The sequence below is a fragment of the Aequorivita sp. KMM 9714 genome (genome assembly GCF_011065475.1).
GTDB lineage: Bacteria > Bacteroidota > Bacteroidia > Flavobacteriales > Flavobacteriaceae > Aequorivita > Aequorivita sinensis.
In genome coordinates this window covers 342,045-368,740 of record NZ_JAAGRO010000001.1, presented here as the reverse complement: position 1 = coordinate 368,740, position 26,696 = coordinate 342,045, and the positions used below count along the sequence as shown (strand labels likewise).

At 34.1% G+C, this 26,696-nt stretch carries 21 protein-coding genes; 9 read left to right on the top strand and 12 right to left on the bottom strand.

What is annotated here, in order from left to right; translation table 11 throughout:
- Positions 1–17 precede the first annotated feature (17 nt).
- Positions 18–680, bottom strand: coding sequence for a phosphoribosyltransferase family protein (locus G3A46_RS01650; protein WP_165145388.1), 663 nt, complete (start codon positions 678–680; stop codon positions 18–20).
- Positions 681–765: 85 nt separating this feature from the next.
- Here G3A46_RS01650 and G3A46_RS01645 point away from each other — a divergent pair, with 85 nt between their 5' ends.
- Both G3A46_RS01645 and G3A46_RS01640 read left to right on the top strand, forming a co-directional pair.
- Positions 766–1,653: a hypothetical protein gene (locus G3A46_RS01645; RefSeq protein ID WP_139854151.1), complete on the top strand. Its 888-nt coding sequence runs from the start codon at positions 766–768 to the stop codon at positions 1,651–1,653.
- 148 nt (positions 1,654–1,801) lie between these two features.
- Positions 1,802–3,340: a glycine--tRNA ligase gene (locus G3A46_RS01640; protein ID WP_165145385.1), complete on the top strand. Its 1,539-nt coding sequence runs from the start codon at positions 1,802–1,804 to the stop codon at positions 3,338–3,340.
- An 80-nt stretch (positions 3,341–3,420) separates the two neighbouring features.
- Here the strand turns inward: G3A46_RS01640 and G3A46_RS01635 are convergent, their stop codons facing one another.
- Together G3A46_RS01635 and G3A46_RS01630 are read right to left on the bottom strand one after the other, a co-directional pair.
- Complete coding sequence (locus tag G3A46_RS01635; protein WP_165145382.1) at positions 3,421–3,780, bottom strand: hypothetical protein; 360 nt, start codon at positions 3,778–3,780, stop codon at positions 3,421–3,423.
- A gap of 75 nt (positions 3,781–3,855) precedes the next feature.
- Positions 3,856–7,341, bottom strand: a complete 3,486-nt coding sequence (locus tag G3A46_RS01630; protein WP_165145379.1) for a hypothetical protein — start codon at positions 7,339–7,341, stop codon at positions 3,856–3,858.
- A gap of 206 nt (positions 7,342–7,547) precedes the next feature.
- On the opposite strand from G3A46_RS01630, the gene G3A46_RS01625 reads away from it, so the two are divergent.
- Both G3A46_RS01625 and G3A46_RS01620 read left to right on the top strand, forming a co-directional pair.
- Positions 7,548–8,333, top strand: coding sequence for an exodeoxyribonuclease III (locus G3A46_RS01625; protein WP_139854147.1), 786 nt, complete (start codon positions 7,548–7,550; stop codon positions 8,331–8,333).
- Between the two features lie 58 nt (positions 8,334–8,391).
- Positions 8,392–9,429 carry an aldo/keto reductase gene (locus G3A46_RS01620; protein WP_165145376.1) on the top strand — a complete coding sequence of 346 codons (1,038 nt, stop codon included), beginning with the start codon at positions 8,392–8,394 and terminating at the stop codon, positions 9,427–9,429.
- Positions 9,430–9,666: 237 nt separating this feature from the next.
- On the opposite strand, the gene G3A46_RS01615 is transcribed toward G3A46_RS01620, so the two are convergent.
- The 7 genes from G3A46_RS01615 to G3A46_RS01585 form a co-directional block, all read right to left on the bottom strand.
- Entirely contained in the window at positions 9,667–9,942 is a 276-nt protein-coding gene (locus G3A46_RS01615) for a F0F1 ATP synthase subunit epsilon (RefSeq protein WP_139854145.1), read from the bottom strand.
- Positions 9,943–10,023: 81 nt separating this feature from the next.
- The gene (gene atpD, locus G3A46_RS01610; RefSeq protein WP_165145373.1) at positions 10,024–11,529 is read right to left on the bottom strand and encodes a F0F1 ATP synthase subunit beta; all 1,506 of its coding nucleotides are present in this window, start codon (positions 11,527–11,529) and stop codon (positions 10,024–10,026) included.
- Between the two features lie 261 nt (positions 11,530–11,790).
- Entirely contained in the window at positions 11,791–12,687 is an 897-nt protein-coding gene (locus G3A46_RS01605) for an aminotransferase class IV (RefSeq protein WP_165145370.1), read from the bottom strand.
- 117 nt (positions 12,688–12,804) lie between these two features.
- Positions 12,805–13,533, bottom strand: coding sequence for a sulfotransferase family protein (locus tag G3A46_RS01600; RefSeq protein WP_165145367.1), 729 nt, complete (start codon positions 13,531–13,533; stop codon positions 12,805–12,807).
- Positions 13,534–13,763: 230 nt separating this feature from the next.
- A complete protein-coding gene (gene glmS, locus G3A46_RS01595) occupies positions 13,764–15,611 on the bottom strand; it encodes a glutamine--fructose-6-phosphate transaminase (isomerizing) (protein WP_165145364.1) in 1,848 nt (615 codons plus the stop codon).
- A 9-nt stretch (positions 15,612–15,620) separates the two neighbouring features.
- A complete protein-coding gene (locus G3A46_RS01590) occupies positions 15,621–17,159 on the bottom strand; it encodes a DUF4270 domain-containing protein (RefSeq protein WP_165145361.1) in 1,539 nt (512 codons plus the stop codon).
- 178 nt (positions 17,160–17,337) lie between these two features.
- Positions 17,338–18,147, bottom strand: coding sequence for a glycogen/starch synthase (locus G3A46_RS01585; protein ID WP_139854139.1), 810 nt, complete (start codon positions 18,145–18,147; stop codon positions 17,338–17,340).
- 129 nt (positions 18,148–18,276) lie between these two features.
- Here G3A46_RS01585 and panC point away from each other — a divergent pair, with 129 nt between their 5' ends.
- The 4 genes from panC (at position 18,277) to G3A46_RS01565 (ending at position 21,674) form a co-directional block, all read left to right on the top strand.
- Positions 18,277–19,122 carry a pantoate--beta-alanine ligase gene (gene panC, locus G3A46_RS01580; RefSeq protein ID WP_165145358.1) on the top strand — a complete coding sequence of 282 codons (846 nt, stop codon included), beginning with the start codon at positions 18,277–18,279 and terminating at the stop codon, positions 19,120–19,122.
- Between the two features lie 12 nt (positions 19,123–19,134).
- The gene (gene panD / locus G3A46_RS01575) at positions 19,135–19,485 is read left to right on the top strand and encodes an aspartate 1-decarboxylase (protein WP_139854137.1); all 351 of its coding nucleotides are present in this window, start codon (positions 19,135–19,137) and stop codon (positions 19,483–19,485) included.
- 25 nt (positions 19,486–19,510) lie between these two features.
- Entirely contained in the window at positions 19,511–20,449 is a 939-nt protein-coding gene (locus G3A46_RS01570; protein WP_165145355.1) for a lysylphosphatidylglycerol synthase transmembrane domain-containing protein, read from the top strand.
- 82 nt (positions 20,450–20,531) lie between these two features.
- A complete protein-coding gene (locus G3A46_RS01565) occupies positions 20,532–21,674 on the top strand; it encodes an alpha/beta hydrolase-fold protein (RefSeq protein WP_165145352.1) in 1,143 nt (380 codons plus the stop codon).
- Here G3A46_RS01565 and G3A46_RS01560 read toward each other — a convergent pair.
- Both G3A46_RS01560 and G3A46_RS01555 read right to left on the bottom strand, forming a co-directional pair.
- Positions 21,671–22,321, bottom strand: a complete 651-nt coding sequence (locus G3A46_RS01560; RefSeq protein ID WP_165145349.1) for a response regulator transcription factor — start codon at positions 22,319–22,321, stop codon at positions 21,671–21,673. The genes G3A46_RS01565 and G3A46_RS01560 overlap by 4 nt on opposite strands.
- Entirely contained in the window at positions 22,322–25,186 is a 2,865-nt protein-coding gene (locus G3A46_RS01555) for a sensor histidine kinase (protein ID WP_165145346.1), read from the bottom strand. It abuts the gene before it with no gap.
- Positions 25,187–25,233: 47 nt separating this feature from the next.
- Here G3A46_RS01555 and radA point away from each other — a divergent pair, with 47 nt between their 5' ends.
- Complete coding sequence (gene radA / locus G3A46_RS01550) at positions 25,234–26,595, top strand: DNA repair protein RadA (RefSeq protein WP_165145343.1); 1,362 nt, start codon at positions 25,234–25,236, stop codon at positions 26,593–26,595.
- Positions 26,596–26,696 lie beyond the last annotated feature (101 nt).

Genomic DNA, 26,696 nt, shown 5'->3' with positions numbered 1-26,696 from the left:
CAAACAACTATTAACGCTTATGCAACAGCAATCGTTGCTATACTGATGCTTACATTCTCTCCTTTAAGTAACTGCAGTGCACATTTTTCGAGCGTTGCACCTGTGGTAATAATGTCGTCTACCAATAGAATATGCTTGTTTTTAATATCTTCTAATTTCTGTATGGAAAAGACTTCTTCACTTTCAAACCGGAGCATTCTTGTTTTAAAAACTTGAGAACCAGATTTTGAAATTTTAATTAAAATATCATCACGATAGGCTACGTCAAGGGCTAAGGCAATTTCTTTTCCAAACCCTTCAACTTGATTATAACCTCTTTTCTCTAATTTCTGTTTGTGTAAAGGAACCGGAATTACCAAGTCTATTTTACTGTAATCTTCACACTCGGCCAATTCTGCACCAAGCCATTTTCCAAAAAAATAACTAATCTCCTCCTTTCCACGATATTTTAAGTTGTGAAGTAACTCCTGTGTTATTCCTCTTTTTTGAAAATAAAGTAGAGATGTTGCATTTTTTACTAAAAATCTCCCATAAAACTTATTTTTTAAAAAATTACTTTCATTTTTGTGAAACGAAGCTATAGGTAGGGAATGAATACATTCAATACAAACTGTTTTTTCTCCCTTAAGTAATGGATTATGACAACTATAACATATCTTAGGAAAAAGTAGATTTAACATTTTTTATGAATTTTTATCATTTTATAAACGTTTGTTAAAGAAATACCTACCTACATTTACCAATTATACTAAACACAATTAAATTATGAGCACAGAAAATGAAAATAATAGCGGTAAGTTTAAGATCCTTATAGGAGTTCTCTCTCTACTGCTCATTGCATTAGCAGTATATACTGTAACATTATTTAATGAGAATAAATCTACAATTTCTAATCTAGAAACTGAAAAAGAGTCTATAGAGAAAGAACTTGAAGGGTTAATCGCCAATTATGATGAAGTTATTAAAGATAACGAGTTAAAAGATAAAGACTTATTGGCCGCGCGTGAAAGAATAAATGTGCTATTAGATTCTGTTAAAGATGCTAAGGCTAATATCGGATTAATCCAGAGATACAAAGTTGAGGTTGGTAGATTAAAGCAAGAAAGAGCTATGCTTTTTAAACGAGCTGATAGTTTAATTGCTGCTAATAAAAGACTTGCTATGGAGCGCGATAGTACTTTCTTAGAGTTGGATAATACTAGGATGGTTGTAGATTCTGTAAGTCAGGAGAACGAAGCAATGAATGAAATCTTGAAAAAAGGATCAATTGTTAAAGCTACAAACCTAAGAGGTGAAGCTGTAATTATTAGAAACAGCGGAAAAGTTGTGGATACAAGACGTTCAAGCCGTGCAGATAAAATTAGAGCTTGTTTTACACTAGCTCCAAACTCAATTGCTAAAAGTGGAGACAGAATTATTTACATTCAAGTTATCAACCCTAAAAATGTTATGATGGGTGATGATACAGTAAAACAATTTGAAGATAAAAACTTAAACTACAGTGCATCTACAAATGTTTTTTACGAAAACGAAGCACTAGACGTTTGTATATTAGTTAATTCAAAAGAAGCAAACCTAGTTGAAGGTAGATATACAATTAATATTTTTGATGGACCAAATCAAATTGGAACAACAACAATGGAATTGAAATAGCCGATGAAATATACATTTTGATATAAAATTCATTATGTTTGGCTAAAATTAAAACTAAAACCATTGCAATTTTTGCAATGGTTTTTTAATAATAAAAAAAATCAAGTTCTCTCTTCGAAGGTTGAGGGGACTTTCCTATTTTTGTGACATGGCAAACAACGACGATCATTTTAAAAAAGTAGTTTCCCACGCAAGGGAATACGGTTACATATTTGCATCTAGCGAAATTTACGACGGCCTTAGTGCTGTTTACGATTACGCTCAAAATGGTGTAGAATTAAAGAAAAACATTCGCGAATATTGGTGGCGAAGCATGGTGTATATGCATCAAAATATTGTAGGAATAGATTCTTCAATATTAATGCACCCAACAACTTGGAAGGCTTCGGGCCACGTGGATGCTTTTAATGATCCTTTAATCGACAATAAGGATTCAAAAAAACGCTATCGCGCCGATGTGCTTATTGAAGATTATGCTGAAAAGCTTAATCAAAAAGCGCAAAAAGAAATTGAAAAGGCTAGAAAGCGTTTTGGCGATAGTTTTAATGAAGAAGAGTTTGTTTCTACAAATCCTCGTGTTATAAGATATCTAACAGAACAACGCACTGTTTTAGAGCGTATGGCTAGTTCACTTGAAAAAGAAGACTTAGCAGACGTAAAAGCGTTGATTGAAGAGCTTGGTATTGCAGATCCAGAAACTGGATCGAAAAACTGGACAGAGGTGCGTCAGTTTAACCTTATGTTTGGAACTAAACTTGGTGCTTCAGCAGATAGCGCGATGGATCTTTACCTACGCCCAGAAACTGCTCAAGGTATCTTTGTAAACTTTTTGAATATTCAAAAGAGTGGAAGAATGAAAATTCCATTCGGAATCGCTCAAACAGGAAAAGCTTTCCGTAACGAGATTGTTGCACGACAGTTTATCTTTCGAATGAGAGAGTTTGAACAAATGGAAATGCAATTCTTTGTTCGTCCTGGAGAAGAACTTAAATGGTACGAATACTGGAAGGAAACACGCTTAAAATGGCACCTTTCATTAGGAATGGGAGAAGAAAATTACCGTTTCCACGACCATGATAAACTTGCGCATTACGCAAATGCAGCTGCAGATATCGAATTTAACTATCCTTTCGGATTTAAAGAATTAGAAGGAATTCATTCAAGAACAGATTTCGACCTTAAAGCTCACGAAAAATTCTCTGGTAAGAAGTTACAGTTTTTCGATCATGAGATGAATGAAAGCTATGTTCCTTACGTAGTTGAAACTTCAATTGGTTTAGACAGAATGTTCCTTGCTGTTTTGAGTAATTCACTTCAAGAAGAAACATTAGAAGATGGAAGCACCCGTACAGTATTAAAAATACCAGCAATTTTAGCACCGGTAAAAGCTGCAGTTCTTCCTCTTGTTAAGAAAGATGGACTTCCAGAAATTGCACAACAGATTATCGATACTCTTAAATGGGATTACAACGTAGCTTACGACGAAAAAGATGCCGTAGGAAGACGTTACCGCCGTCAAGATGCAGCTGGAACACCTTTCTGTATTACAGTAGATCATCAAACAATTGAAGATAATACAGTAACCATCCGTAACAGAGACACAATGGAACAGGAAAGAATTAGTATTTCTGAAATTTCAGATAAAATGAAGGAAACCATCTCATACCAAAGTTGGCTTTCTAAATAGTTTTTTTTAAGTGGTTAATTCTATATTTCAAGAAGAGGAGGATAATTAAATATCCTCCTTTTTTTATACCTAAGAAGTAATTATTCTGTTCTATTTACAATTGAAGTAACTTCAACAGGAATCGCTTTATTACACCTATTCATCTGTCTTAAGCCATTATATTTTACCCATACAGCCTGATTCTCTTGTTTAAATTTTTCTTTTAAATTTACAGGATCAACGTAGTAAATTCCTCTTTCACCACTTTCCAATTGGATGGTATATTCACAATCGTCTTTTAAGTTTGAGTAAATAATTTTCCCTGCTAGATATCCTTCTGCTATCATTTTTTTTGCTTCCATTTCTGATGAATTATTCTCATTACCCGCAGGTTGGTTTTGCATGGGACCGCAAGAAATTATAAATACTGAGAAGAGTGCTAAAGTTGTTTTAAATATCATTTATTGGTGTGTTTTTGATTTATGAAGATACAAAATTGAACCCATTTTTAAAGAAATGATTTAGCATAATTCTTACTAAAAATAAGCTCTTAACTGCACACTTCCTGTATGTACTGTTTTAGTAGTTTCGCTTTTACGTCCAAAATAGGATAAGTTAGCATCCAAATATTTAGTTATTCGTTTTTGTAAAAGCATCCGCCAAGTAAAGTTAGTTCCTGGTTGTAGGCCTTCCAACATTTGATATGCTACAGGAGAAAATGGACTTCCTTCAAATTTGTTATTGATATAATTAAACTCTCCATTTATAGAAACCTTTTCAGCATTGGAATAAGCAAATGAAAACCCTATTACCTGTTGGTCTAGTTTTTCCATTTCGCCTAATTTATTCGATTGGTTTTCAAATTCATAAAAAACATCAAATCGAGTTTGCTGGCTCAATAAATACGATATTTTTGGATTGAAAGAATATGATTCGAGTTGGTAATTTCTATTTGCAAAATTTTCTGAAAGACTTTCATTATTGCTAATTTGACTTTTAAAATTCATCAACCAGCTTTCTTTAATCTTGTGATTAAAGTTTAGCTGATGACTTTTCGATTTGTTTTGTTGTAAGCCAATAGCAAGCAGATTGTCACTAGACGATGAAATATAAGTGTAGCTAGTAGTAAAATGCTGTTTTCCGCGATTGAAAAATAACGCATTTCTAAAATTTGAAATCAACCCAAGTTGGTCCTCCCCTCCATCTTCAAAAGGGTTAATATTAAAAGCATCATTTCTTCGTTTTACTTTTCTATCTAAAATGTATGAAGTTTGATTGTAAAAGTGAGAAAGAAACTTTTTAAATCCCTCTTCATTCAACCATTTTTGAGGATTTAAAGTAAGTATCTGGCTGAATTTATTCTGACGGATTTTTAAGAAAACTTGATTGGGTAGTAATATCCTAATGTATTCCGCTTGATCTTGAAACTGAGCTACTTCAAATTCTTCTAATTCTTGAATTCCATTATTATTATAATCAATCCAAGTGTAAACACCCTGCCCTGGTTCGGTCTTAACATAGGTAAATTCCTGCTGTGGAATAACCCCATTGTTAGATTCTAAAGTAGTATTCCATCGAATTCCCCCTTGCAACAACGCTTGGTTGTAAATAATTCTGGAGTTTAACGAACGGTCTATTTCACGCTTAGTTTCAATTGTAGGAATTTCTTGACTCAATCCAGTTTCGTCTCCCACTTTAGGTTCATACTTAAGCGTTCTGTAATTAGCAAAAGCAGAAAGTTGAGTGTTGTCAGTATTTATCAATCGCGACTTTAAGTAAAATGTATGCGATGAATTTACTTTTTGAAGTCTGTTGTTTCTAACACTATCATTCACTCGATATTGATAACCAGTTTCTACAAAAACTTGCGTGCTATCTCCTACGCCCATATAAGCCTCATAAGCGCTAAATTTTTGACTTGTAGGGGAAATGCTATCGCGAAGGATATCTTTAATCTGGTTGTCTTCTAAAGCCGTTTTAGCGCCAATCCAAGCTTTGTCCAACGAATATGTTGCAGTATTATTCAGTCGAAAGAAATTTGATGTAATTGAATCGGCTTTGCTATTTAATAAACTTCCGTTTGTTCTTAACCGGAATTTATTTAGCTTAATTTCTGATGCAATTACATGACGCGTCCCATTGAAGTTTTCAGAATAATTCAAATTTTGAAATTCATACCTACCTCTTCCATTTTTTGGATGTGAAAATTCAACTCCAGAAATTACAAAGCTTTGATTTCCTTGAGGGTTTATTAGGTTCCAATCTCTGTTAAATTCAATATTGTAAAGGTTTTCGATAGTTTTAAAATCTTTTTGTACAAAGTCTAACGAACCAAAAGCATCAACTTTTAGTGTATCTGCTGAAGTTAATACACGTTGTTTAAAAGCTAATCTTCCTGCAAAACCATCGTTATTTGAATCGTCTATATCGCTAAACAAATTGAGATCGTTTTTACTACCTGCAACCTCAAAATCTATTTGAGTTTTATCGGAAGGATGATAACTTCCATTTAAACCACCTATTTGAAGTTTTATTGGAGCATTTAATTTAATAATTGGCTCATAATTTCCTTGTGGGACGCCATTTACCGGAGGTTTATATTCAAAAATCCTGCTGATAGCGTTATTATCGGCTATTACATAATTACCGTTGTTACTTCCAACAAGTGAGAAACGCACACTGTAAAGTTCGTCTTCTGGATTATTTGAAAACACGAAAACTTCCTCCCCATTGATAATTACTTTTTTGTAGAGAATTTTGTTTTCAGAATACGTATCAGGAACCGCCGATGGTGCTGTCATTAAATCCTTATCATCTCCAGCTGCTTTTAATATTGCCACTTGTTCTTCCGAAAGACTTTGTTGCAAGGGCTGATTTTTTGCATCATTTTCAGAATAAACATATACACCTAAGTCCAATTTATCACTTGAATAATTCCCACCTCCATAGCCAATAAAACGCGTGTAACTTCTATCGGTATATTGATATTCTACAGTAATTCGCATATCGCTAGTTATAGGATAAGTAGGATTAAATTTTATTTCACCAGCATTGTAATCAATTACGTAATCTTCGTTTTCGCCTCTATTTAAGAGCAGTCCGTTTACATAAACTCGCTCACTACCTGAAACAACTAAAATATAAAGCTCTCCGTTAGGACCTACGAGTTTATAGGGTCCTTGGTTTCCTTCTTGTCCAACAAATTCACTTTTAGAAAAAACACCTTTAACTAATGCCCCAGAAGCAAAAGCTGAAATTTTGGAACCGTCCTCATTGTTAAAAGTCCCACCAAGAGAAATCCCTTGTACTTTTTTCGTAAATCTTCCGAAGTAGCTATTATTGTTTTGAAGATCTATATCTCCTGCCCGTATATTCCAATTTTCCCCAAAAAGCTCTATAAAAATCTGATCAAATTCATTCAAACTCTGTGAATAACCGCCTTCTTGGGTGGGAATATTTGCATCCTGAATAGAAGCACGAATCGAAACCTTATCACTTAATTTTCCTGTTATCTGTAAATCTAACTGACTATTAACAACTGCATTTTGATTGTTTCCAATGGTGATACCTCGTGAAATACTTCCAGAAGTATTCAATCCATCAAAAGGTGTAAAGGTGTTTTTGTTAGTACTTTCTTGTAGAGAATATAGTTTATCAATCCGCCCTGTGTTTTCAACAATTATTTTTGGGTCTAGTGCGAAATAGTCTCGGGTAAGAAAATCAGGATACTTTAAATACTGAATGGTCACAGAGTCTTCTCTTTTAAGTAGTCCATCGGCTTCATCTTCAGTACGGGAAGGAAAAATTATCCTTCCTTTTTTAAAATCTATTAAATAACTAAAGGGATCTAGCTCATTTCCTTCTTTGTCGAAGATGTTGAACTTTTTAGGGTTTATTCCTGCACTATCAATTGCTACGGTATCTCTTACAGCAAATTTTTTCTCAACATAATTTGAATTAATATCCTGTGCATAGCCTATTGCTACGAACGTAAAAATGAAAATGGACAGGATTAACTTCATTAACTATAAAACTATTCGTTTGGCTTTTTATTTTGATAGGGTAAAAATACAATCTCAATCCCGAGGAGGTTGGAATTTTTTAAAACAAATTTAAATACTTAATGTAATAAAGTATTGGTTGTTAATAGCTGTTGAGATATTTATCTTGCAAGCTTAAAATAATTACTTAACTCCCAAAAGAAATACCCGACTTCAGGGCATTTTATATGAAAATAATCTCATACAACGTAAACGGAATTCGCGCAGCCATGCGAAAAGGATTTATCGATTGGTTAAAAGCTGCAAATCCTGATGTAGTTTGTATTCAAGAAACTAAAGCTAATATTGATCAAGTAGATGTAGCGGAAATTGAAAAGGCTGGTTATCCCTATCACTATTGGTTTAGTGCTCAAAAAAAAGGGTATAGCGGCGTTGCGATATTTTCTAAAATTATCCCCAATCACGTAGAATACGGAACTGGAATTGATTATATGGACTTCGAAGGGCGAAATATTCGTGTAGATTTTGATGCTCCTGCTCTTCCTGGTGGGCAGATTTCTGTAATGAGTTTGTATTTACCAAGTGGAACAAATATTCAGCGTTTAGAGCACAAACTCACGTATATGGATGATTTCCGAAAATATATCGACGACCTAAGAAAAGAAATCCCAAATTTGATAATTTGCGGCGATTATAACGTCTGTCATAAGGCAATTGATATTCACGACCCTGTAAGAAATAAAAACGTTTCTGGATTCTTGCCTGTAGAAAGAGAATGGTTGGACGATTTTATGAACAGCGGTTTTATAGACAGTTTTAGACATTTCAATAAAGAACCACATAACTATACTTGGTGGAGCTATCGTGCAAATGCAAGAAACAATAATAAAGGCTGGCGTATTGATTATAACTTGGTCTCAGAACCATTAAAAGACAACTTAAAACGTGCAGTAATTTTACCTGATGCAAAACACAGTGATCATTGCCCGCATTTGGTGGAGTTAGAATTCTAAAAATGCGTCAGGTTTGACAAGTTTTATAAACCTGTCAAGTATTATCCAATACAATACTATGAAATACACAACTCTTCCAAATACCAATTTAAAAATCAGTAAACTCTGTCTTGGAACGATGACTTGGGGGCAACAGAATACAGAGGCCGAAGCGCATCAACAATTAGATTTTGCTATTGAAAAAGGAATAAACTTTATAGATTGTGCCGAAATGTACCCAGTTCCTGCCAATCCAAAGACCCAAGGCAGAACAGAAACTTATATTGGAAACTGGTTAGCAAGGAAGAAAAACAGAAACGATATAGTAATCGCAACCAAGATTGCTGGGCCAAGCCGAAACATGGACCATATTCGTTTGCCTTTAGATTTTAGTAGAAAATCTTTGGATGAGGCGATTAATAATAGTTTAAAGCGATTACAAACCGATTATATAGATTTATATCAATTACATTGGCCTGAGCGAAGTACTAATTATTTTGGGCAACGTGATTATACCTATAAAGAAAACGAAGCTTGGAGCGATAATTTCGCAGAAGTACTTTACAATTTAGAGCGTTTAGTAAAAGAGGGTAAAATCCGCCATATCGGACTTTCAAACGAAACTCCTTACGGAGTAATGCGTTGTATGGAAGAGGCTAGAAAAGGGAGTATTAAAATTGCAACAGTTCAAAACCCTTATAATTTACTCAATCGAAAAGATGAAATTGGGCTTTCCGAAATCCTTCATCGTGAAGATATTGGATATTTACCTTATTCACCCCTAGGTTTTGGAACGCTTACAGGGAAATATTTACAGGGAAAAGCAAATGAAAATTCCCGTATAAATCAATTTAAACAGTATAGTCGTTATAGCAGTGATACTGCAAAGGAAGCAACAAGACAATATTTTGAAATTGCTAAAAAACACGATTTAAGCTTTACTCATTTAGCACTAGCATTTATCCTTCAGAAGAAATTTGTTACAGCTCCGATTATAGGAGCAACTTCTTTAGCGCAACTCTCAGAAAATATTGAATGTATAAATATTACACTTTCAAAAAACATTTTGAAGGAGATTAATACTGTTCATAACAACATCCCTAACCCTGCTCCATAGGGTTATAAACACTATTTGTGAGGTTTCATGAGGCTAAATGGGATACTTAAAAAAGGCTATCAAATTGAAAAAGACCTGTCAGGTTTTTAAAACCTGACAGGTCTAACATAAGTTATTAGTGAGAAATTAAAAATCCCAAACTCCAGTTTACTGAAATTTGGGATTTTATTTACTTTGGAAATTGTCTTAAAAAGCGAGTTGAGTGATTTCGACCTTACAGTTGAAATCGTCCCGAAACTAATCAGCCAATACCATTACTTTATTATTGTTGCATTCAACAGTTCCTCCAGAAATATGAAGTACCCATTGTCCGTCTTCTTGAGTAAAGTTTTTTTGAAAACCTTCCGCGAATGTTGGGTTTCCTCTAAATTTTACTTTTCCTTTTTGTAAAACAGAAACAATAGCTGCGTGATTGTTAAGCATTTGAAACTCACCTTCCACACCAGGAACGGTTACGCTTTCTACTTCTCCAGCAACTAAAGATGCTTCAGGGGTTACTATTTCTAAGTACATTTTTTCAATTATGAATTATGAATTATGAATTCAGAATCTGTTTTATAATTCAGAATTCTGCATTCTTAATTCTGAATTATTTTAAGCTTCCGCAAGCATTTTTTCTCCTGCTGCAATTGCTTCTTCGATAGTTCCTTTAAGGTTGAATGCTGCTTCTGGAAGGTGATCTAACTCTCCATCCATAATCATATTGAAACCTTTAATTGTTTCTTTAATATCAACTAGAACTCCAGGAATACCAGTAAACTGCTCTGCTACGTGGAAAGGCTGAGAAAGGAAACGTTGTACACGACGTGCGCGTCCTACTGCCATTTTATCTTCTTCTGAAAGTTCTTCCATACCAAGAATCGCGATGATATCTTGTAATTCTTTATATCTCTGTAAAAGCTCTTTTACTCTTTGTGCACAAGCATAGTGTTCTTTTCCAAGAATAGCTTCTGTAAGAATTCTTGAAGTTGAATCTAGAGGATCTACTGCAGGGTAAATACCAAGCTCAGCAATTTTACGAGAAAGTACTGTTGTTGCATCCAAGTGGGCGAACGTTGTTGCCGGCGCTGGATCCGTAAGGTCATCCGCAGGTACGTAAACCGCCTGTACAGAAGTAATAGAACCTCTTTTTGTTGAAGTAATACGCTCTTGCATAGCACCCATCTCTGTTGCCAAAGTTGGTTGGTAACCTACCGCTGAAGGCATACGTCCTAGAAGTGCAGACACCTCAGAACCTGCTTGTGTAAAACGGAAAATGTTATCTACGAAGAAAAGTACGTCTTTTCCTTGTCCTTCTCCTGCTCCATCACGGAAATACTCAGCAATTGTCAATCCTGAAAGCGCAACACGTGCACGTGCTCCAGGTGGTTCGTTCATCTGTCCGAATACGAAAGTAGCTTTAGATTCTTTCAATGCAGTTTTATCAACTTTAGAAAGATCCCATCCACCTTCTTCCATAGACTTCATGAAATCGTCACCGTAACGGATAATTCCAGATTCAAGCATTTCACGAAGTAAGTCGTTACCCTCACGAGTACGCTCACCTACACCAGCGAATACTGAAAGTCCACCGTGTCCTTTTGCAATATTGTTAATTAACTCCTGAATAAGTACTGTTTTTCCTACACCAGCACCACCGAATAGACCAATTTTACCACCTTTTGCATAAGGCTCAATAAGGTCAATTACTTTAATACCAGTAAATAGAACTTCAGTAGAAGTTGAAAGATCTTCAAATTTTGGTGCTTCACGGTGAATTGGAAGTCCGTTATCGCCAGCTTTTGGCAAGTTTCCAATACCGTCAATAGCATCACCAATTACGTTAAAAAGTCGGCCATATACTTCATCACCAATAGGCATTTGAATAGGCGCTCCTGTAGCAACAGCTTCAGCGCCACGGCTTAAACCGTCTGTAGAATCCATTGAAATGGTACGCACCATACTTTCACCAATGTGTGATTGAACCTCAAGAACTAATTTGTTCCCGTGGTTGTTTACCTCTAACGAGTCGTATATTTTTGGAAGTTCCGATCCGCTTTCAAAAGCAACGTCTACTACCGGGCCAATAATCTGTGCAACTTTTCCTGTACTTTGTGACATGAGTAACTCTTTATTTTATAGTTATCTAAGGCTGAATAAACCAGCCCTGTTTTAAACAGGTGCAAAGATAGTTTTTTCTGAATGATAATTGCAATGGAATTTTTAAAAAAATTACAACTACACAATTCTTTGCATAACAGTTAATTAGAACATCTTATAAAGGAACAGCAGAATCGTTTTTTTATTCTATTCATAAAACAGTTTCTATGAAGAAGTTTCTGCAATTAACTTTAGAATTATTTTAAATCAATTTTCAAATTGTTAGTCTAGTTTTTCACAAAGTCCACGAACCTCCTTTGAAAATAAATCGATTATTCTGTTTTGTAGTTTGTCGCCTTTAGGAATAATTCGGCCATCGATTTCAACAACAGGTGTCAACTCACCCATAGTCCCTGTGGCAATTACTCCATCGGCATTGTAAAACTGTGAAAGTGTAATATCGGCTTCAGAAATTTCAATTTCGTATTTTTTACATAATTCAATTACAGAGTTTCTCGTAATTCCAGGTAAACAGGCATGAGCGAATGGAGTAAAAACTTTACCATCTTTTACCATAAAAAGATTGCTGCCATTTAATTCGGCTATAAATCCACGATCGTCCAGCATTAAACCTGCATCTTTTCCTGCAACATTAGCTTGAATTTTGGCAATTATGTTATTAAGTAAGTTGTTGTGATGGATTTTACTGTCTAAAAATTGCGGCGAATTTCTTCGTTGGCTAGTGCTAATTACTTTTATTCCGTGGTCATTGTCGTATACTAAAGGTTTCCATTCTGCTAAAACAATTAAACAAGAACCACTCTGATTTAATCTAGGGTCCATGCCACTTGTAATTTTTTCACCTCGGGTTAATGTTAACCGAATATGAGTATCATCGGTCATTCCGTTTGCATCGAGAGTTTGCTTAATTGCCTTTTTGATGAATTCCTTTGAAGGAATATCCACAAACGCCAAAGTTTTAGCCGATTCGTGTAAACGAGTTAAATGTTTGTCCAAACAAACTATTCCTTCAGGGTAAACGCGTAAACCTTCCCAAACTGCGTCACCACCTTGAACCGAGCTGTCAAAAACTGAAACTTTTGCTTCATTTCGAGGATAAAGTCTGTCTTTTACAAATACTTGTATATTGTCGTTTTTGGGATTTGATTTTTGTAGCATTTTTTTTGAAGTTGAGAGTTTAAAGGTTTATAAATGTTTGGTCGCGCGCAATCGAGACCTTAGTTGAGGTTATTACTTATAGTTCTCGACTGCGCTCGAACGGACACAAAATTATTTTTATATTGATTCATTCACTAAAATATTGCTTTTCAAAGTTTCATAATATGGCAGCGCCTCATGCAATAACGGCTTTAGATGTTTCGGTAAGGGCTGAGAACTACTTTTTTGAAGCGTGAACCCTTCGCTGTTGTGAACATTTTTATACCAATGTTTTGCCCAAATTCCATCTTCTGGAATGCTGCCTTTCTCCCATCGAAGCATTTTTTCAGAAAAAGGAATTTTCAGTAATTTACAAAGATTTCTTAGATAGGCTTCGGGATTTTTTAAAAGTTCGTCACTATCAATAACGATAGGGGGCTTTTTACTGTTCTTCAGAAATAAGAATAATTCTGAAGCTTTTTTTATTCCAATATCATTCAAAGTAGGAGTGTGGATTACTTTTGAAAAGGATGCGATCAATTTTTTTGGGTGACGAATAAGAATAACATTTTCCCAATTCAATATAAATTGCGGTGTATCGGTTAGGTAATGATGTGCCATCCCTTTTACAAAAACCTTTTGGGTTTTAGAAAGCTTGTTTATAGCATCAACCACCTTTTCCTCTTTTAATTCCATAGTTTGTAGAATTTCTTTTTGAGAAGGATGCTCATTTTCCAATGCTGCGTTAGCGAGATAGTAACCGTAAAAAGGCTCGTCTAAAACAGAAATATCTTCTCGTTGTGCAAACGAATACATAAGGGCGGTAGAAAGATTTCGCGGACCCGAGATAAGATTGATTACTTTCATTTACTAAAAGTATCAAATTTATTTTGGAAATAGAATATCTTAAATTATAGCTCGAACTGAATTTTTTCAGTGTTTTTTATTCTCGACTTCTTTTGAATTGACAATTTGAAACAGAAGTAAAGAAATTCAAGGATGTTTAAACCATTTAAGATAATCTATAATTAAAAAAGACGAACCTTAGAAATATTTCTAAAATTCGTCTTTAATATATTATTCGTTTCGTTCGAAACTTATTCCACAGTAACCGACTTAGCTAAGTTACGCGGTTGATCTACGTTTTTATCTAGCAATACTGCAATATGATAAGAAAGCAACTGCAATGGAATTGTAGTAACCAATGGCGTTAATGCTTCTGGAGTATGAGGTACTTCAATTATATAATCAGCCATATCTCTAACCGCAGTATCTCCTTTAGAAACTACAGCTATAATTTTTCCTTTTCTAGCTTTAATTTCTTGGATGTTACTCACTACTTTTTCATAATGCTCACTCTTTATCGCGATTACCACAACTGGCATATGCTCGTCAATAAGTGCAATAGGGCCGTGCTTCATTTCGGCTGCAGGATATCCTTCGGCGTGGATATATGAAATTTCTTTTAACTTCAACGCTCCTTCCAATGCTACTGGGAAGTTGTAACCTCTACCTAAGTAAAGGAAGTTACGTGCATCTTTAAACACTGCAGAGATTTCTTTTATTTTATCCTCGCTTAATAACGCTTCTTGAACTTGATCTGGAATTAATTCCAATTCACGTAAATAAAGCATATAAGCACTGTTAGAAATGGTTCCTTTCGCTTTTGCTAGGCGAAGAGCCATCATTGTTAAAACAGTGATTTGAGTTGTAAACGCTTTAGTTGAAGCAACTCCAATTTCAGGTCCGGCATGGGTATAACTACCACTATGCGTTTCTCTTGAAATAGTAGATCCAACAACATTACAAATACCGAAAACAAAAGCACCTTTAGATTTTGCTAATTTAATGGCTGCAAGCGTGTCGGCTGTTTCACCACTTTGTGAAATAGCAATAACAACATCTTTTTCTGAAATAATAGGATTTCTATATCGGAATTCTGATGCGTACTCTACTTCAACAGGAATACGTGTTAAATCTTCAAAAATATACTCTGCAACTAAACCAGCGTGCCAAGAAGTTCCACATGCAACGATAATAATTCTATCGGCATTTAAAAACTTTTCGATATGGTCTTCTAGTCCTCCAAGCCTTACAATACCTTGGTCGGCAAGTAATCTTCCACGATAAGTATCTTTAATAACAGAAGGTTGTTCGTAAATTTCCTTCAGCATAAAGTGGTCAAAACCACCTTTTTCAATTTGTTCAAGATTTAACTGAAGCTCTTGTATGTAAGGAGCAACTAATTTATCGCCTTTTATCTTTCTGATTTTTACATCACGTCCAAGTCTAATAATAGCTAACTCTTCATCTTCAAGATAAATAGCATTATTTGTAAACTCGATAAATGGTGAAGCATCACTAGCTATAAAAAACTCATCTTCTCCAACACCTATAGCCAATGGGCTACCTAATTTTGCAACTACAATTTCGTTTGGTTTTTTAATATCGAAAACAGCAATAGCATAAGCTCCTACTACTTGGTTAAGTGCAATTTGAACTGCTTTTCCAAGTTTTACTTTTTCTTGTTTTTGAATATCTTCAATAAGATTAACCAAAACCTCTGTGTCTGTTTCAGACTTAAAAGTGTAACCTCTATTTGTTAATTCTTTTTTTATTGATGCATAATTTTCAATAATACCATTATGTATCATTACCAATTCACCATTATTTGAATAATGAGGATGGCTATTTACATCATTTGGAACACCGTGAGTTGCCCAACGTGTGTGTCCTATTCCAACATTTCCTTCGCGATTTATCTCAGTTTTAGCCTTTGCTTCTAAATCTGCAACCTTACCTTGAGTTTTACAAAGCTGGATATCTTTTCCGTCATAAAGTGCAATTCCTGCACTATCGTATCCTCTGTACTCTAAGCGCTTAAGACCGTTTAGAATTATCGGATATGCTTCTCTTTTGCCAATATAGCCTACTATTCCACACATAGTCGAATTTTAATTTGGTTCTGTATAATAAATTTGAAGTTTCAGTTTTTTCTCTTGGTTGGATGTTGCATTTCCGTAAATAACGGTTCCTTCAGGAGATATAACACTACTAGATGGCACCTCTTTAATACTAGGTTCCATAGCTTCTTTTAATTTTTGAGTTGTTCTATTCTTAACATTTTGAGATACAACAATTCCTAAAGGAACGTTTGTACTATCTTTATTTATAATGTTACTAATATGGTCGGTAATTTTTAATTTGTAATACTTTCCATTGCCATCAGTACCGCGCTCTAATCTTCCAAAGTGATTGGTAAAAGCCTCAATTGGCTCCAATCCGTTTGTTGGGTCGGAAGTGTAATCTGCTAAGACATTGCTGTTTTTTAGGTCGTAAATCATAATACGTTCTGGTTCAGATGCACCACCTGCTACGATATCTTGATTTACATAAAAAACAAGGTTTGCTTCATTAACAAGCCATTTTTTACTTCTAAGTAATTCAAGTTCATCGGCAACACCATTATTGTCTAAATCTTTTCCAAAAAGTTCTACAACAGAAATTATTCCATCACCTCCACGAATGTAAAGGTTTTCATTTCCAGTTTCGGTATTTGGATTATCTACAGCTGTTTGTATATGGCTAGGAAGTTCATTTTCAAAGGTATTAACATTAATACCATTAAAATTTAATTTAAAAACCTTGTCTTTTCTTCCTTCACTATCTTCATCGTAATAACTATAGAAAATAGAGATATTTGCTTTAGATTGATCAAACAAAAACAAACTACCATCATTAGTAGGGGAGTTTACTTTAAAATAAATTCCTCTTAAATAATTTTTGAAGTTATTGTTGTTACGCAACTCCTCTTTACCTTCCATATCAATTATAGCAGTTTGGAAAAAAGTTGAGTCTAATTTAACGCGTAATCCAGGACCTAATTTTTCTTCTTCATCAGTACCTTCATTGTAAATATATCCATTTCTTGTAGGAATGAATTGTTCTACTTTCCCTAATTCGGTATCTATATAGTTTTCAAATTCAGCACCTTGATTAGTGTAATAATTTTGAAATTCTTGAAAACCAGCTTCAGGATCGTATTCTCTTAAGAAGTAGTTAGATTTATAAATATTCACATTTATAGGACTGATACCATAGATTGAATCTAACTCGTAAGTAGTTACACTATCCACAGTTGTTCCTTCACTAAAATATGGTAAATACACAAAAACACTATCTACACGAGCACTATCACCAAACTTTGGATTGTTTTTTTCCATTGTAAGTTGTGATAGCAAGTTTACAGTAGATTTGCCGTAAACAGGGTCGTTGTAAACTCCCAACTGGTAGGAAGGAAGTCTATTGCTTTGTAATGGACCAAGTTTTTTGCTGTAAGAAATTACAGTGTGCGATTCATCCAAAATTCCATTTGGAGTTTCATCTCCAAGTATTTCAGAACCAATTGTACTTATATCGCTTTCACAAGAAGATAAGCCAATAATTATAAATAAAATAGTGCCGGCTAGGGGCAACAAATTTTTAATTTTCATTTGCAAATAGTATTTGATAAATAGAAACGCCCTGTAAGCAAATTGCTTGCGTTTAGTAACTTAAAAGTGTTTACACTTTTTGTACCGCAAATAGCAAATAGGCATTTCATCAGTTTCTTTTTAATTGTTTTTTGGTTGAAACTATAAGACGCAAATATTATTGCGAATGTTGAAGAAATTATTTTAATACTTTCTCGCTGTAAAAATCTAAATATGCTTGGGAAAAATTCTCCATATTGTGATAATTTAACACAGGTTTTTCCAAAGTGTTAATATATTCTTCAAGTTCTGCAGGTATTTCTTCAGAACCTTTGATAATGGCGTCAGAATTACCAAGTGCAATCTTCATTAAATTAACATAAGTTGGATTCTCAAGTCCCATAATTGCTTCATCATCAATAGCATCAAATCTTACTTTGTCTATTGTGTTTTTAGCCAACTCACCATCAAATCCTTGATTGTACACAGAAGTTACAATCTTACTATTTTCAAAAAGTGGTTCAGTTCCGTAATAATTACGCAGGTATAATGGTAAGAATGCAGCCATCCAACCGTGAACGTGAATAATATCTGGAGCCCAATTTAGCTTCTTTACTGTTTCAATTACTCCTTTTGCAAAAAAGATAGCACGTTCGTCGTTATCTTTAAAGAAATTTCCTTCCTCATCTGCAAAGGTTGCTTTTCTTTTAAAGTAATCTTCGTTATCAATAAAATAAACCTGTATACGCTCTTTTGGTATTGACGCTACTTTAATAATTAACGGCATATCTAAGTCGTTAATTACTAGGTTCATTCCAGAAAGTCTAATTACTTCGTGTAATTGATGTCTTCTTTCATTAATATTGCCGTAGCGAGGCATAAAAATTCTAATCTGTCCGCCACTGTTGTTAATCATTCTTGGAGCTTCAAACGACATTGAAGAAATCTCGGTCTCAGGAAGATATGGTATTACTTCGGAAGACACATACAAGACTCTTTTATCTTTCATCTATAGGGTATTTTAAGTGTTAAATGCAATTATCTCCTAAATCAGGAGATTTTTAAAAACACGCAAAATTACGAAAATTTATGTAGATTGTCTTTAATATATTAATTTTGCCGCTCTTAAAACCTTTTTATGGCAATACATACCCACAAGCAATCACTGGTACAAGCTCTTTCATCCGTTAGGGAAAACAATAAAATAGGTTTTGTGCCGACAATGGGTGCATTGCACGAAGGACATATTTCGTTAGTAAAGAAAGCATTGGACGAAAACGATGTAGTAGTTGTTAGCATTTTTGTAAACCCTACTCAATTTAATAATAGTTCAGATCTTGATAAATACCCTCGAACTCCAGAGGACGATATATCTCTACTGCATAGTTTAGATAAAGAACTAATTATATACCTACCAGAGGTTTCAGACCTTTATAGCGAATCAGTTTCATCGAAAAACTACGATTTTGATGGTTTGGAAAATGAAATGGAAGGAAAACATCGAAAAGGACATTTTGACGGAGTAGGGACTATTCTCGATAAATTCTTCAGAATTGTACAACCAGATTCTGCTTATTTCGGGGAAAAAGATTTTCAACAATTGCAAATAGTTAGAAAATTAGTTGAAATTGAAAATCTTCCAGTAAACATTGTAGGGTGTCCAATTCTAAGAGAAAGCAATGGTCTTGCAATGAGTTCGCGTAATAAACGACTAACCGAAAAGCAATTTGAAGAAGCTTCAGTAATTTATAAAGTTTTAAATGAAGTAAAAGAGAATTTCTCATCTACTTCTATATCAGCTTTAAATGAATTAGTTGCGGAACGATTTTTGCAAAACCCTCATTTAGATCTCGAATATTTTGAAATTGCCGATGAAGGAACCCTTAAAACAGCTGAGCAAATAAGCAATGGCGCAAAGTACAGGGCTTTTATAGCGGCATACGCAGGAGAAGTGAGGTTAATAGATAATATGTCATTAAATTAATACCTTTGCAAAATGCAAATACACGTAGTAAAATCTAAAATCCATAGAGTAAAAGTTACCGGTGCCGATCTTAATTATATCGGTAGCATCACTATAGACGAGGATTTAATGGACGCCGCCAATATTATTGAAGGCGAAAAAGTTCAAATTGTAAATAATAATAACGGTGAACGTCTTGAAACCTATGCAATTCCAGGTCCGAGAAAAAGTGGTGAAATCACTTTAAACGGAGCGGCTGCAAGAAGAGTAGCTCCTGGCGATATCCTTATTTTAATTACTTACGCAATTATGGATATAGAAGAAGCAAAAGCTTTTAAACCTGCATTGGTTTTCCCAGACGAGGCAACCAATCTCTTGCGTTAAATTGAATCGCTTCTTTTTAAAATTTTTGAAAATTGCCATTCCTTTAGGATTGGGGGTTTTTCTAATTTGGTATATATACCAATCTTTTACACCGACACAAATTGCTGAAACGAAGAAGTATTTTGCCGATGCAAATTACGGATTTGTATTACTTTCAGTTTTACTAAGTGTTCTTAGTCACTTTTCACGTGCATATCGGTGGGGTTTTATGCTAGAGCCTATTGGGTATAAAACAAAAATTGCCAATAACTTTATGGCTGTTTCTGTGGCTTACCTAATGAATATATTTATTCCGAAAAGCGGGGAAGTATCAAGGGCAGTAATTTTAGATAAATACGAAAATGTACCATTTCAAAAAGGATTTGGTACAATTATATCTGAAAGAATTGTCGATTTACTGTTCTTACTGTTTTTTACAGCTCTAGCCTTCATTATTAAATTCGAAGTACTTTACGATTATATATTTGAAGCTATTCCAGCTTCCATTTTGTATGTTCTTGCTGCTGGAATTCTATTAATAATTGTTAGTGTTCCTGTCTATATTCGGTTTTCGAAGTCTAATATAAATAAGCGATTAAAAGATTTTGTAATAGGATTAAAGGAGGGCGTTTTCAGTATATTGAAAATGAAAAAAAAAGGTCCTTTTATTCTCCATACATTTTTTATTTGGGGCTTATATATTTTATCGTTTTACACTGCAATGCATGCTTTACCAGAAACATCTAACATTTCAATAGGCACTATTATTATTACTTTTGTAGTAGGTAGTTTTACCTTCGCGTTCACAAATAGTGGTTTTGGAACTTATCCTGCTGCAATTGCGGGGATATTATCGGTTTTTGGAATTGCTAAAACTGTTGGCGTGGCATTAGGTTGGATTGTATGGATTTCCAATATAAGTTCCATCGTGATATTTGGTGTTCTTTCCTTGATCTTGCTACCTATTTATAATCGAAATAAGTAAATGTTATAATTAAGCTAATTTAAAAAACAACAATTTTAAAATTAGTTATCTTACAGTCAGAAGCTTAAAAAAAATCCTTTACATGAAAAAAATTATATTTTTTGCATTTTTTGCAATAACATTCGGTACGGTTAATTCACAGGTGATTTATGAAGAATTCAATTCAAAAAAACTGGATGAAACGCGAAAACTTAAAATACAATTACCTAGAAATTACGAAACAAATACTGATAAAAAATACCCTATAGTTTTAGTACTTGATGCTGATTACTTGTTTGAACCTGTTGCTGGTAATGTAGACTACTTCAGTTATTGGGAAGATATGCCTGAAGCAATTGTTGTAGGTGTTATGCAATCAGGAAGTAGATATAAAGATGGGGAATACGACGACCGTAGTTATATGCCAACTGATAAAGGAGCTAGTTTTTTTGAATTTATCGGGTTAGAATTGATTCCTTATATAGATGAAAATTATAGAACGGCTAAATTCATTATTGGAGTAGGGCATGACTTTACTGCAAACTTTTTGAACTACTATTTATTTAAGGATCCGCCATTGCTAAATGGATATATAAACTTAAGCCCAGACTTAGCGCCAATGATGGAAGAGCGTCTTGTACAACGTATCCCACAGATTCCTGAGAAACTATTTTATTACTTGGCTACTGGTACAGACGATATTAAGGGATTAAAAGAATCTTCAGAAAGTTTAAATAACCAATTAAAGGGAATAGAGAGCGAAACTTTTAATTACTACTACGACAATTTTGAAAATGCGACGCATTATACATTGGTGGGGCGTGGTATCCCTAATGCTTTAGAAAAGATATTTTCTGTGTATAGACCAATAAGTAAAGCAGAATTTTCTGAAGTTTTAATGAATAAGGATACCCAAGTGTATCAATATCTAGTTGATAAATACCAAACTATTAAAGATTTGTTTGGATTAGATATACCTATTAGAATTAACGACTTTATTGCAGTAGGAACAGCTGCAGAAAAGCAAAATCAATGGGAAGCTGTAGAAAATCTAGCGAAACTTGCTAAAAAACAATACCCCGATAATGTTTTAGGTGATTATTATTTGGGGCGCTTTTATGAGTCAAAAGGAGATTACCGAAAAGCAATTAGAATTTACCGCGGTGGTTTTGGAAAACAAGATGCAGATTTTATTACTCAGGAATTACTTTTAGACTTAGCAGACGATTTAAGTACTAGAGATTAAATTTCTCGAATTGCTTTTTTATGAATTAAAGCCCAGTTACTCAGTGAGTGATTAGTGCCATTTAATTCTAATTTCGAAAGTATATTGCTGCGATGTTTTTCTACTGTTCTTGGTGAAACACATAGGTTATCGGCGATTTCAGCAGTACTTAACTGTTTTGCAATCAACTTTAAAATTGTTTTTTCTGAAGCTGTTAAAAGTTTTATTTTCTTTAAATCGTCTGATACTGTTTGAAGTGATGACGGCTCAAAAGATTTACTGAAATATGTTTTTCCTTGAATTACATTACTTATGCACTTTTCAATTTCAGAAAAAGAATCTTCTTTTAGGAGATATCCATTTATTTGAAGGGATTTGGCTTGGGATATATAATCACTTTCTTTGTGAAATGAAAGCACAATAAACTTTGTATCAACTTCTTTTTCTTTTGCCATTTTTATAACCTCAAATCCAGTTAATAATGGCATATCTATGTCTAAAAGAGCAATTGTTGGTTTATAAGTTAAAATATGCTCTAATGCCTGTAAGCCGTTTATTGCTTTTCCTACAACATTGTAGTTATTAGATGTTAACTCATCGTTCAATCCTTTTAAAATCATTGGATGATCGTCTGCGATTACGAATGTTACATTGCTTTTTACAATCATTTAAAGTGGTGTAGATAAAGTTATTTGGGTACCCTTATTTATTTGACTTTTAATGTCAATTTTGGAATTCAGAATTTTAGCGCGTTCTACTAAAGTTTGCATTCCTAAACTATTATTAAATTTTAATTTATCAATACTATCAAAACCTTTTCCGTTATCGACAATTGTAGTCTCTAAAATGTTATTTTTCTTTACAATTTGGATATAAGCTGCTTTTGCATCAGAATGTTTTATCATATTGTTCAACACTTCTTGAATAATTCTATATAAATGTAAGGATGCATCCTTGCTTAACAAAGCATCTATATCTTCAATTTCGTGTGTAAAAAAGATATTTGTATTGTCGTCAACTTCGTTTATTAACTTTATTATTGCTGCTGTTGGTCCTAGTTTTTCCAGGGTTGCTGGGTGTAACCCTCTAGAGATAGTGCGAAGTTCATCTAAAGTATTTCCCGCTAAGGTTTCCATTTCAATATTACCAAGGGATTTTGTTTTCTTGGTAAGCAACATTAATTTTTGTCCCACACTATCGTGAAGTTCCCGAGCTACTCGAATTCGCTCTCGTTCTTGAGCTTTAATTAGATTATGAGTGTAAATTTCATTTCTTTTTTGCTCTCGCTTATTTTTATAATAAATAGAAATAAAGACACCCAAAGAAATGAATGTCAAAAGAGAAAACCAAAACCATCCTGTTCTCCAAAATGGCAATTTTATAGTAAAGCTGTATTGGTAGGGTTTAGACTGCCAATCTCCAATACCGTTATCTGCAATAAATTCGAATGTATAGTCTCCAGGAGGTAAAAATGAAAATACAGCTTTTGGATCAGAGGTTGGTGGTGACCATTCATCCCCGTCACGTAGCCCTTTCATCCTATATTGATATTTAACCTTTTCTGGATTTGTAAATGTTATTGCCTCCATTAAAAAAGTTAAATAATTCTTTTGATAGGGGAGGATAATTCTATTTGAGCTACGGTATAAACTATCCTCTAATGGTTCAGAAAACAAAAGCACATCAGACAGATTTAACCTTGGGGGTTGTAAATTTTGTATATACTCATCTTCCCTAAAGGTGATAATTCCATTTATCGAAGACGCCAACACAGTCTTTTTTTGGGTAACATGAAGCGAATTAAAATCTATGTCGTTTTCTAAAAAATGTGAAACTGTATTAAAATGTTTACTAGATATACTATCCTTTTCTAGTAATAGATTTAAATCAATTTTATAGAAAACATCTCTTCCTGCTATCCATAAATCTTTGTCATCAACTTTTAATGCACGGAAATAATTTAAATTAATTAAGCGCGAAATATCTAATACCTTTATCTTGAATTTCCCATTTTCAAGTTTTATATAGTATAGGTTTCTATCATTTCCAACTATTACTTCATTTTCACTAATTACATCTATACTTCTAAAATTATTATGTTCATAAAGGTCAATACCGGGTATGGCGCTAACCTTATTGTTATTAAGTTCGTATAAACCACTGATTTTGCACAGAATTAGACGATCTCCAATTGGCACAACCCCGACGCTTCGAGAAGAATTTATATAATAGGTAGAGTCTTTAGTTATGGCTTTAATCCTGCTAGTTTCAAAAAGCAACGTACGACCTTCATCTTTATAGATTAAATTATAGACTCCTGTATCAATAACTTTTGGTGGTTTATTTTTGAAATATTCTTTTACATCCTGATTTGTAGAAGCTAACAAAGTATTTTCAGGAGTTACAAATAAGTTGGTTACCGGTTTATTGTCTGTAAAATACCGAACAATTTCAGGGCTTTTCACTGCAATAGCACCAGCATCGGTAGCAACAATTAACTCGTCATCCCACTCCACAAAATCATTAACAAAGTTCGATGGCATCCCTTGTTCTTTGTTGTATATTTTAAACGAAGTATCCCGAAAACGAATTATTCCTTCGCCGTAAGAAGTCATCCAGTGATTCCCTTCGGTGTCTTTAATAATACTGTAAATATACTTACTTGGCATTCCCTGCTTTTCGTTATATATGGTAATCTTACCTGTTTTCTTATTAAAAACTCCAAAGCCATTTCCTTCAAAAGCTAAATAAAGTTCATCTTCATTTTCTTCTAAAATATCATAAACTCGGTTTAGATCAAACTCGTCACGATTGAAATAATAACTAGTGATTTTGCCTTTATCTATTTTGTTTAGACTTCCGTATGTACCTAACCAAATAACCTTATCATCATCGATTAAGATTGAATAACAAATTTTATTTATTTCATCACTATCGCTGTATAAGTTTTCAAGCTTGAATGTATCTAATGTTAGTTTGAAGACTCCGTGGGTTGAAGAAGTAATATAAATCGTGTTTTCGTCGTACCAGGCTGATTTAAGTAAAGTAGGACTGTTTTTTTTATCGAAATCGAAATCATATTCTTTCCATTCTCCATTTTTATAGGATGCTAAACCTTTTGCAAAGACAATGTAAATTGTGCCATCCTTAGCCTCTAAGAAACTATTTGCACTACCTAAAAAATTAGATTCAAAAGATTTAGTAAGAATTACTTTTTCATTTTCAATTACGCAAACGCCTTTATTAAGAGTCCCTACCCAAATTCTTTCTTTCGAATCTTCAAAGAGACTAAAGCTTATATTGGAAGACAGCCCGTTTTCAATAGAGTAGTTTTTAAATGTTTTTCCATTAAAGCAGCTCACCCCTCCAATAGAAGAGATCCAAATTCTATTTTTGCTGTCTTGAAGTATTGCGTGAGTTTCGTTGCTGATTAAACCATCTTCTACTTTGTAATTTTTAAATTGAAGTTGCTGAGCAAAACTACTTAGCGAAAAAACACTTAATACAAAAAGAGTGAGGAATAAGCGTTTCATTTATAGATGGTTTCTACAGTAAATATATTTAATTTAGCGGAATTATTATGGCTAAAACTAAAACAACATTTTTTTGTCAGAATTGTGGAGCACAATTTGCAAAGTGGCAGGGGCAATGTACTTCCTGTAAAGAATGGAATACAATTGCAGAAGAAGTAATCCAAAAAGCTGAAAAGTTAAGTTGGAAATCTTCTGAAACCACCGCTAAGCGAGTGGCAAAACCGCAGCGTATTTCCGAAATTTCAACTCAAGCAGAAGCTAGATTAGACACTCAAAATAACGAGTTAAATAGAGTGTTAGGTGGCGGTTTGGTTCCAGGTTCATTAACGCTTTTAGGGGGAGAACCGGGAATAGGGAAAAGTACCTTGATGCTTCAAATTGCATTACAACTTCCTTATAAAACACTTTATGTTTCAGGAGAAGAAAGTGCGCAGCAAATTAAAATGAGAGCCGAGCGTATTCAGCCGAATTCTGAAACTTGTTTTATTTTAACCGAAACTAAAACACAAAATATCTTCAGAAATATAGAAGAGGTTGCTCCAGACATTGTGGTAATAGATTCTATTCAGACTTTACATACAGACCATATTGAAAGTGCTGCAGGTAGTATTTCTCAAATTCGAGAAACTACTGCTGAACTTATAAGATTCGCAAAAGAAACCGCTACACCAGTAATTTTAATTGGTCATATTACTAAAGATGGCAATATCGCAGGACCGAAAATATTGGAGCATATGGTGGATACCGTCCTGCAATTTGAAGGTGACAGAAACCATATTTATAGAATTCTTCGCGCAAACAAAAACCGTTTTGGAAGCACCAACGAATTAGGAATTTATGAAATGCAGGGCAGTGGTCTTCGCGAAGTTTCAAACCCTTCAGAAATTTTAATTTCTAAAAACGAAGAAGATTTAAGTGGAACTGCAATTTCTGCAACACTAGAAGGAATGCGTCCACTTATGATAGAAATTCAAGCTTTGGTTAGTAGTGCGGTATATGGTACGCCTCAACGTAGTGCAACGGGATATAATGCCAAGCGACTAAATATGATTCTTGCTGTTTTAGAGAAACGAGCCGGTTTTAAACTTGGTGCGAAAGATGTTTTTTTAAATGTAACAGGGGGCATAACAGTGGATGATCCAGCAATAGATTTAGCAGTTGTAGCAGCTGTACTTTCATCAAATATTGATATTGCAATAGACAAACGACTTTGCTTCGCTGCTGAGGTTGGTTTAGCAGGGGAGGTGCGTCCCGTAACTCGAGTAGAACAACGAATTTTAGAAGCAGAGAAACTTGGCTTTACTGCGATTGTTATCTCAAAATATTGTAAAATTCCAAAAAACAATTTCCATATAAATATCATTAAAGTGGCTAAGGTTCACGATGTGGTACACCATCTATTTGGTTGATGCTATTCTTAAAAGTGAATCGAATAAGCTCGCTCTTTGTTTTAAAAAGTGTGCTCAAAGACGGGAGGGATGGCTTTTGGTGATTTTTCTATTAACTTAGT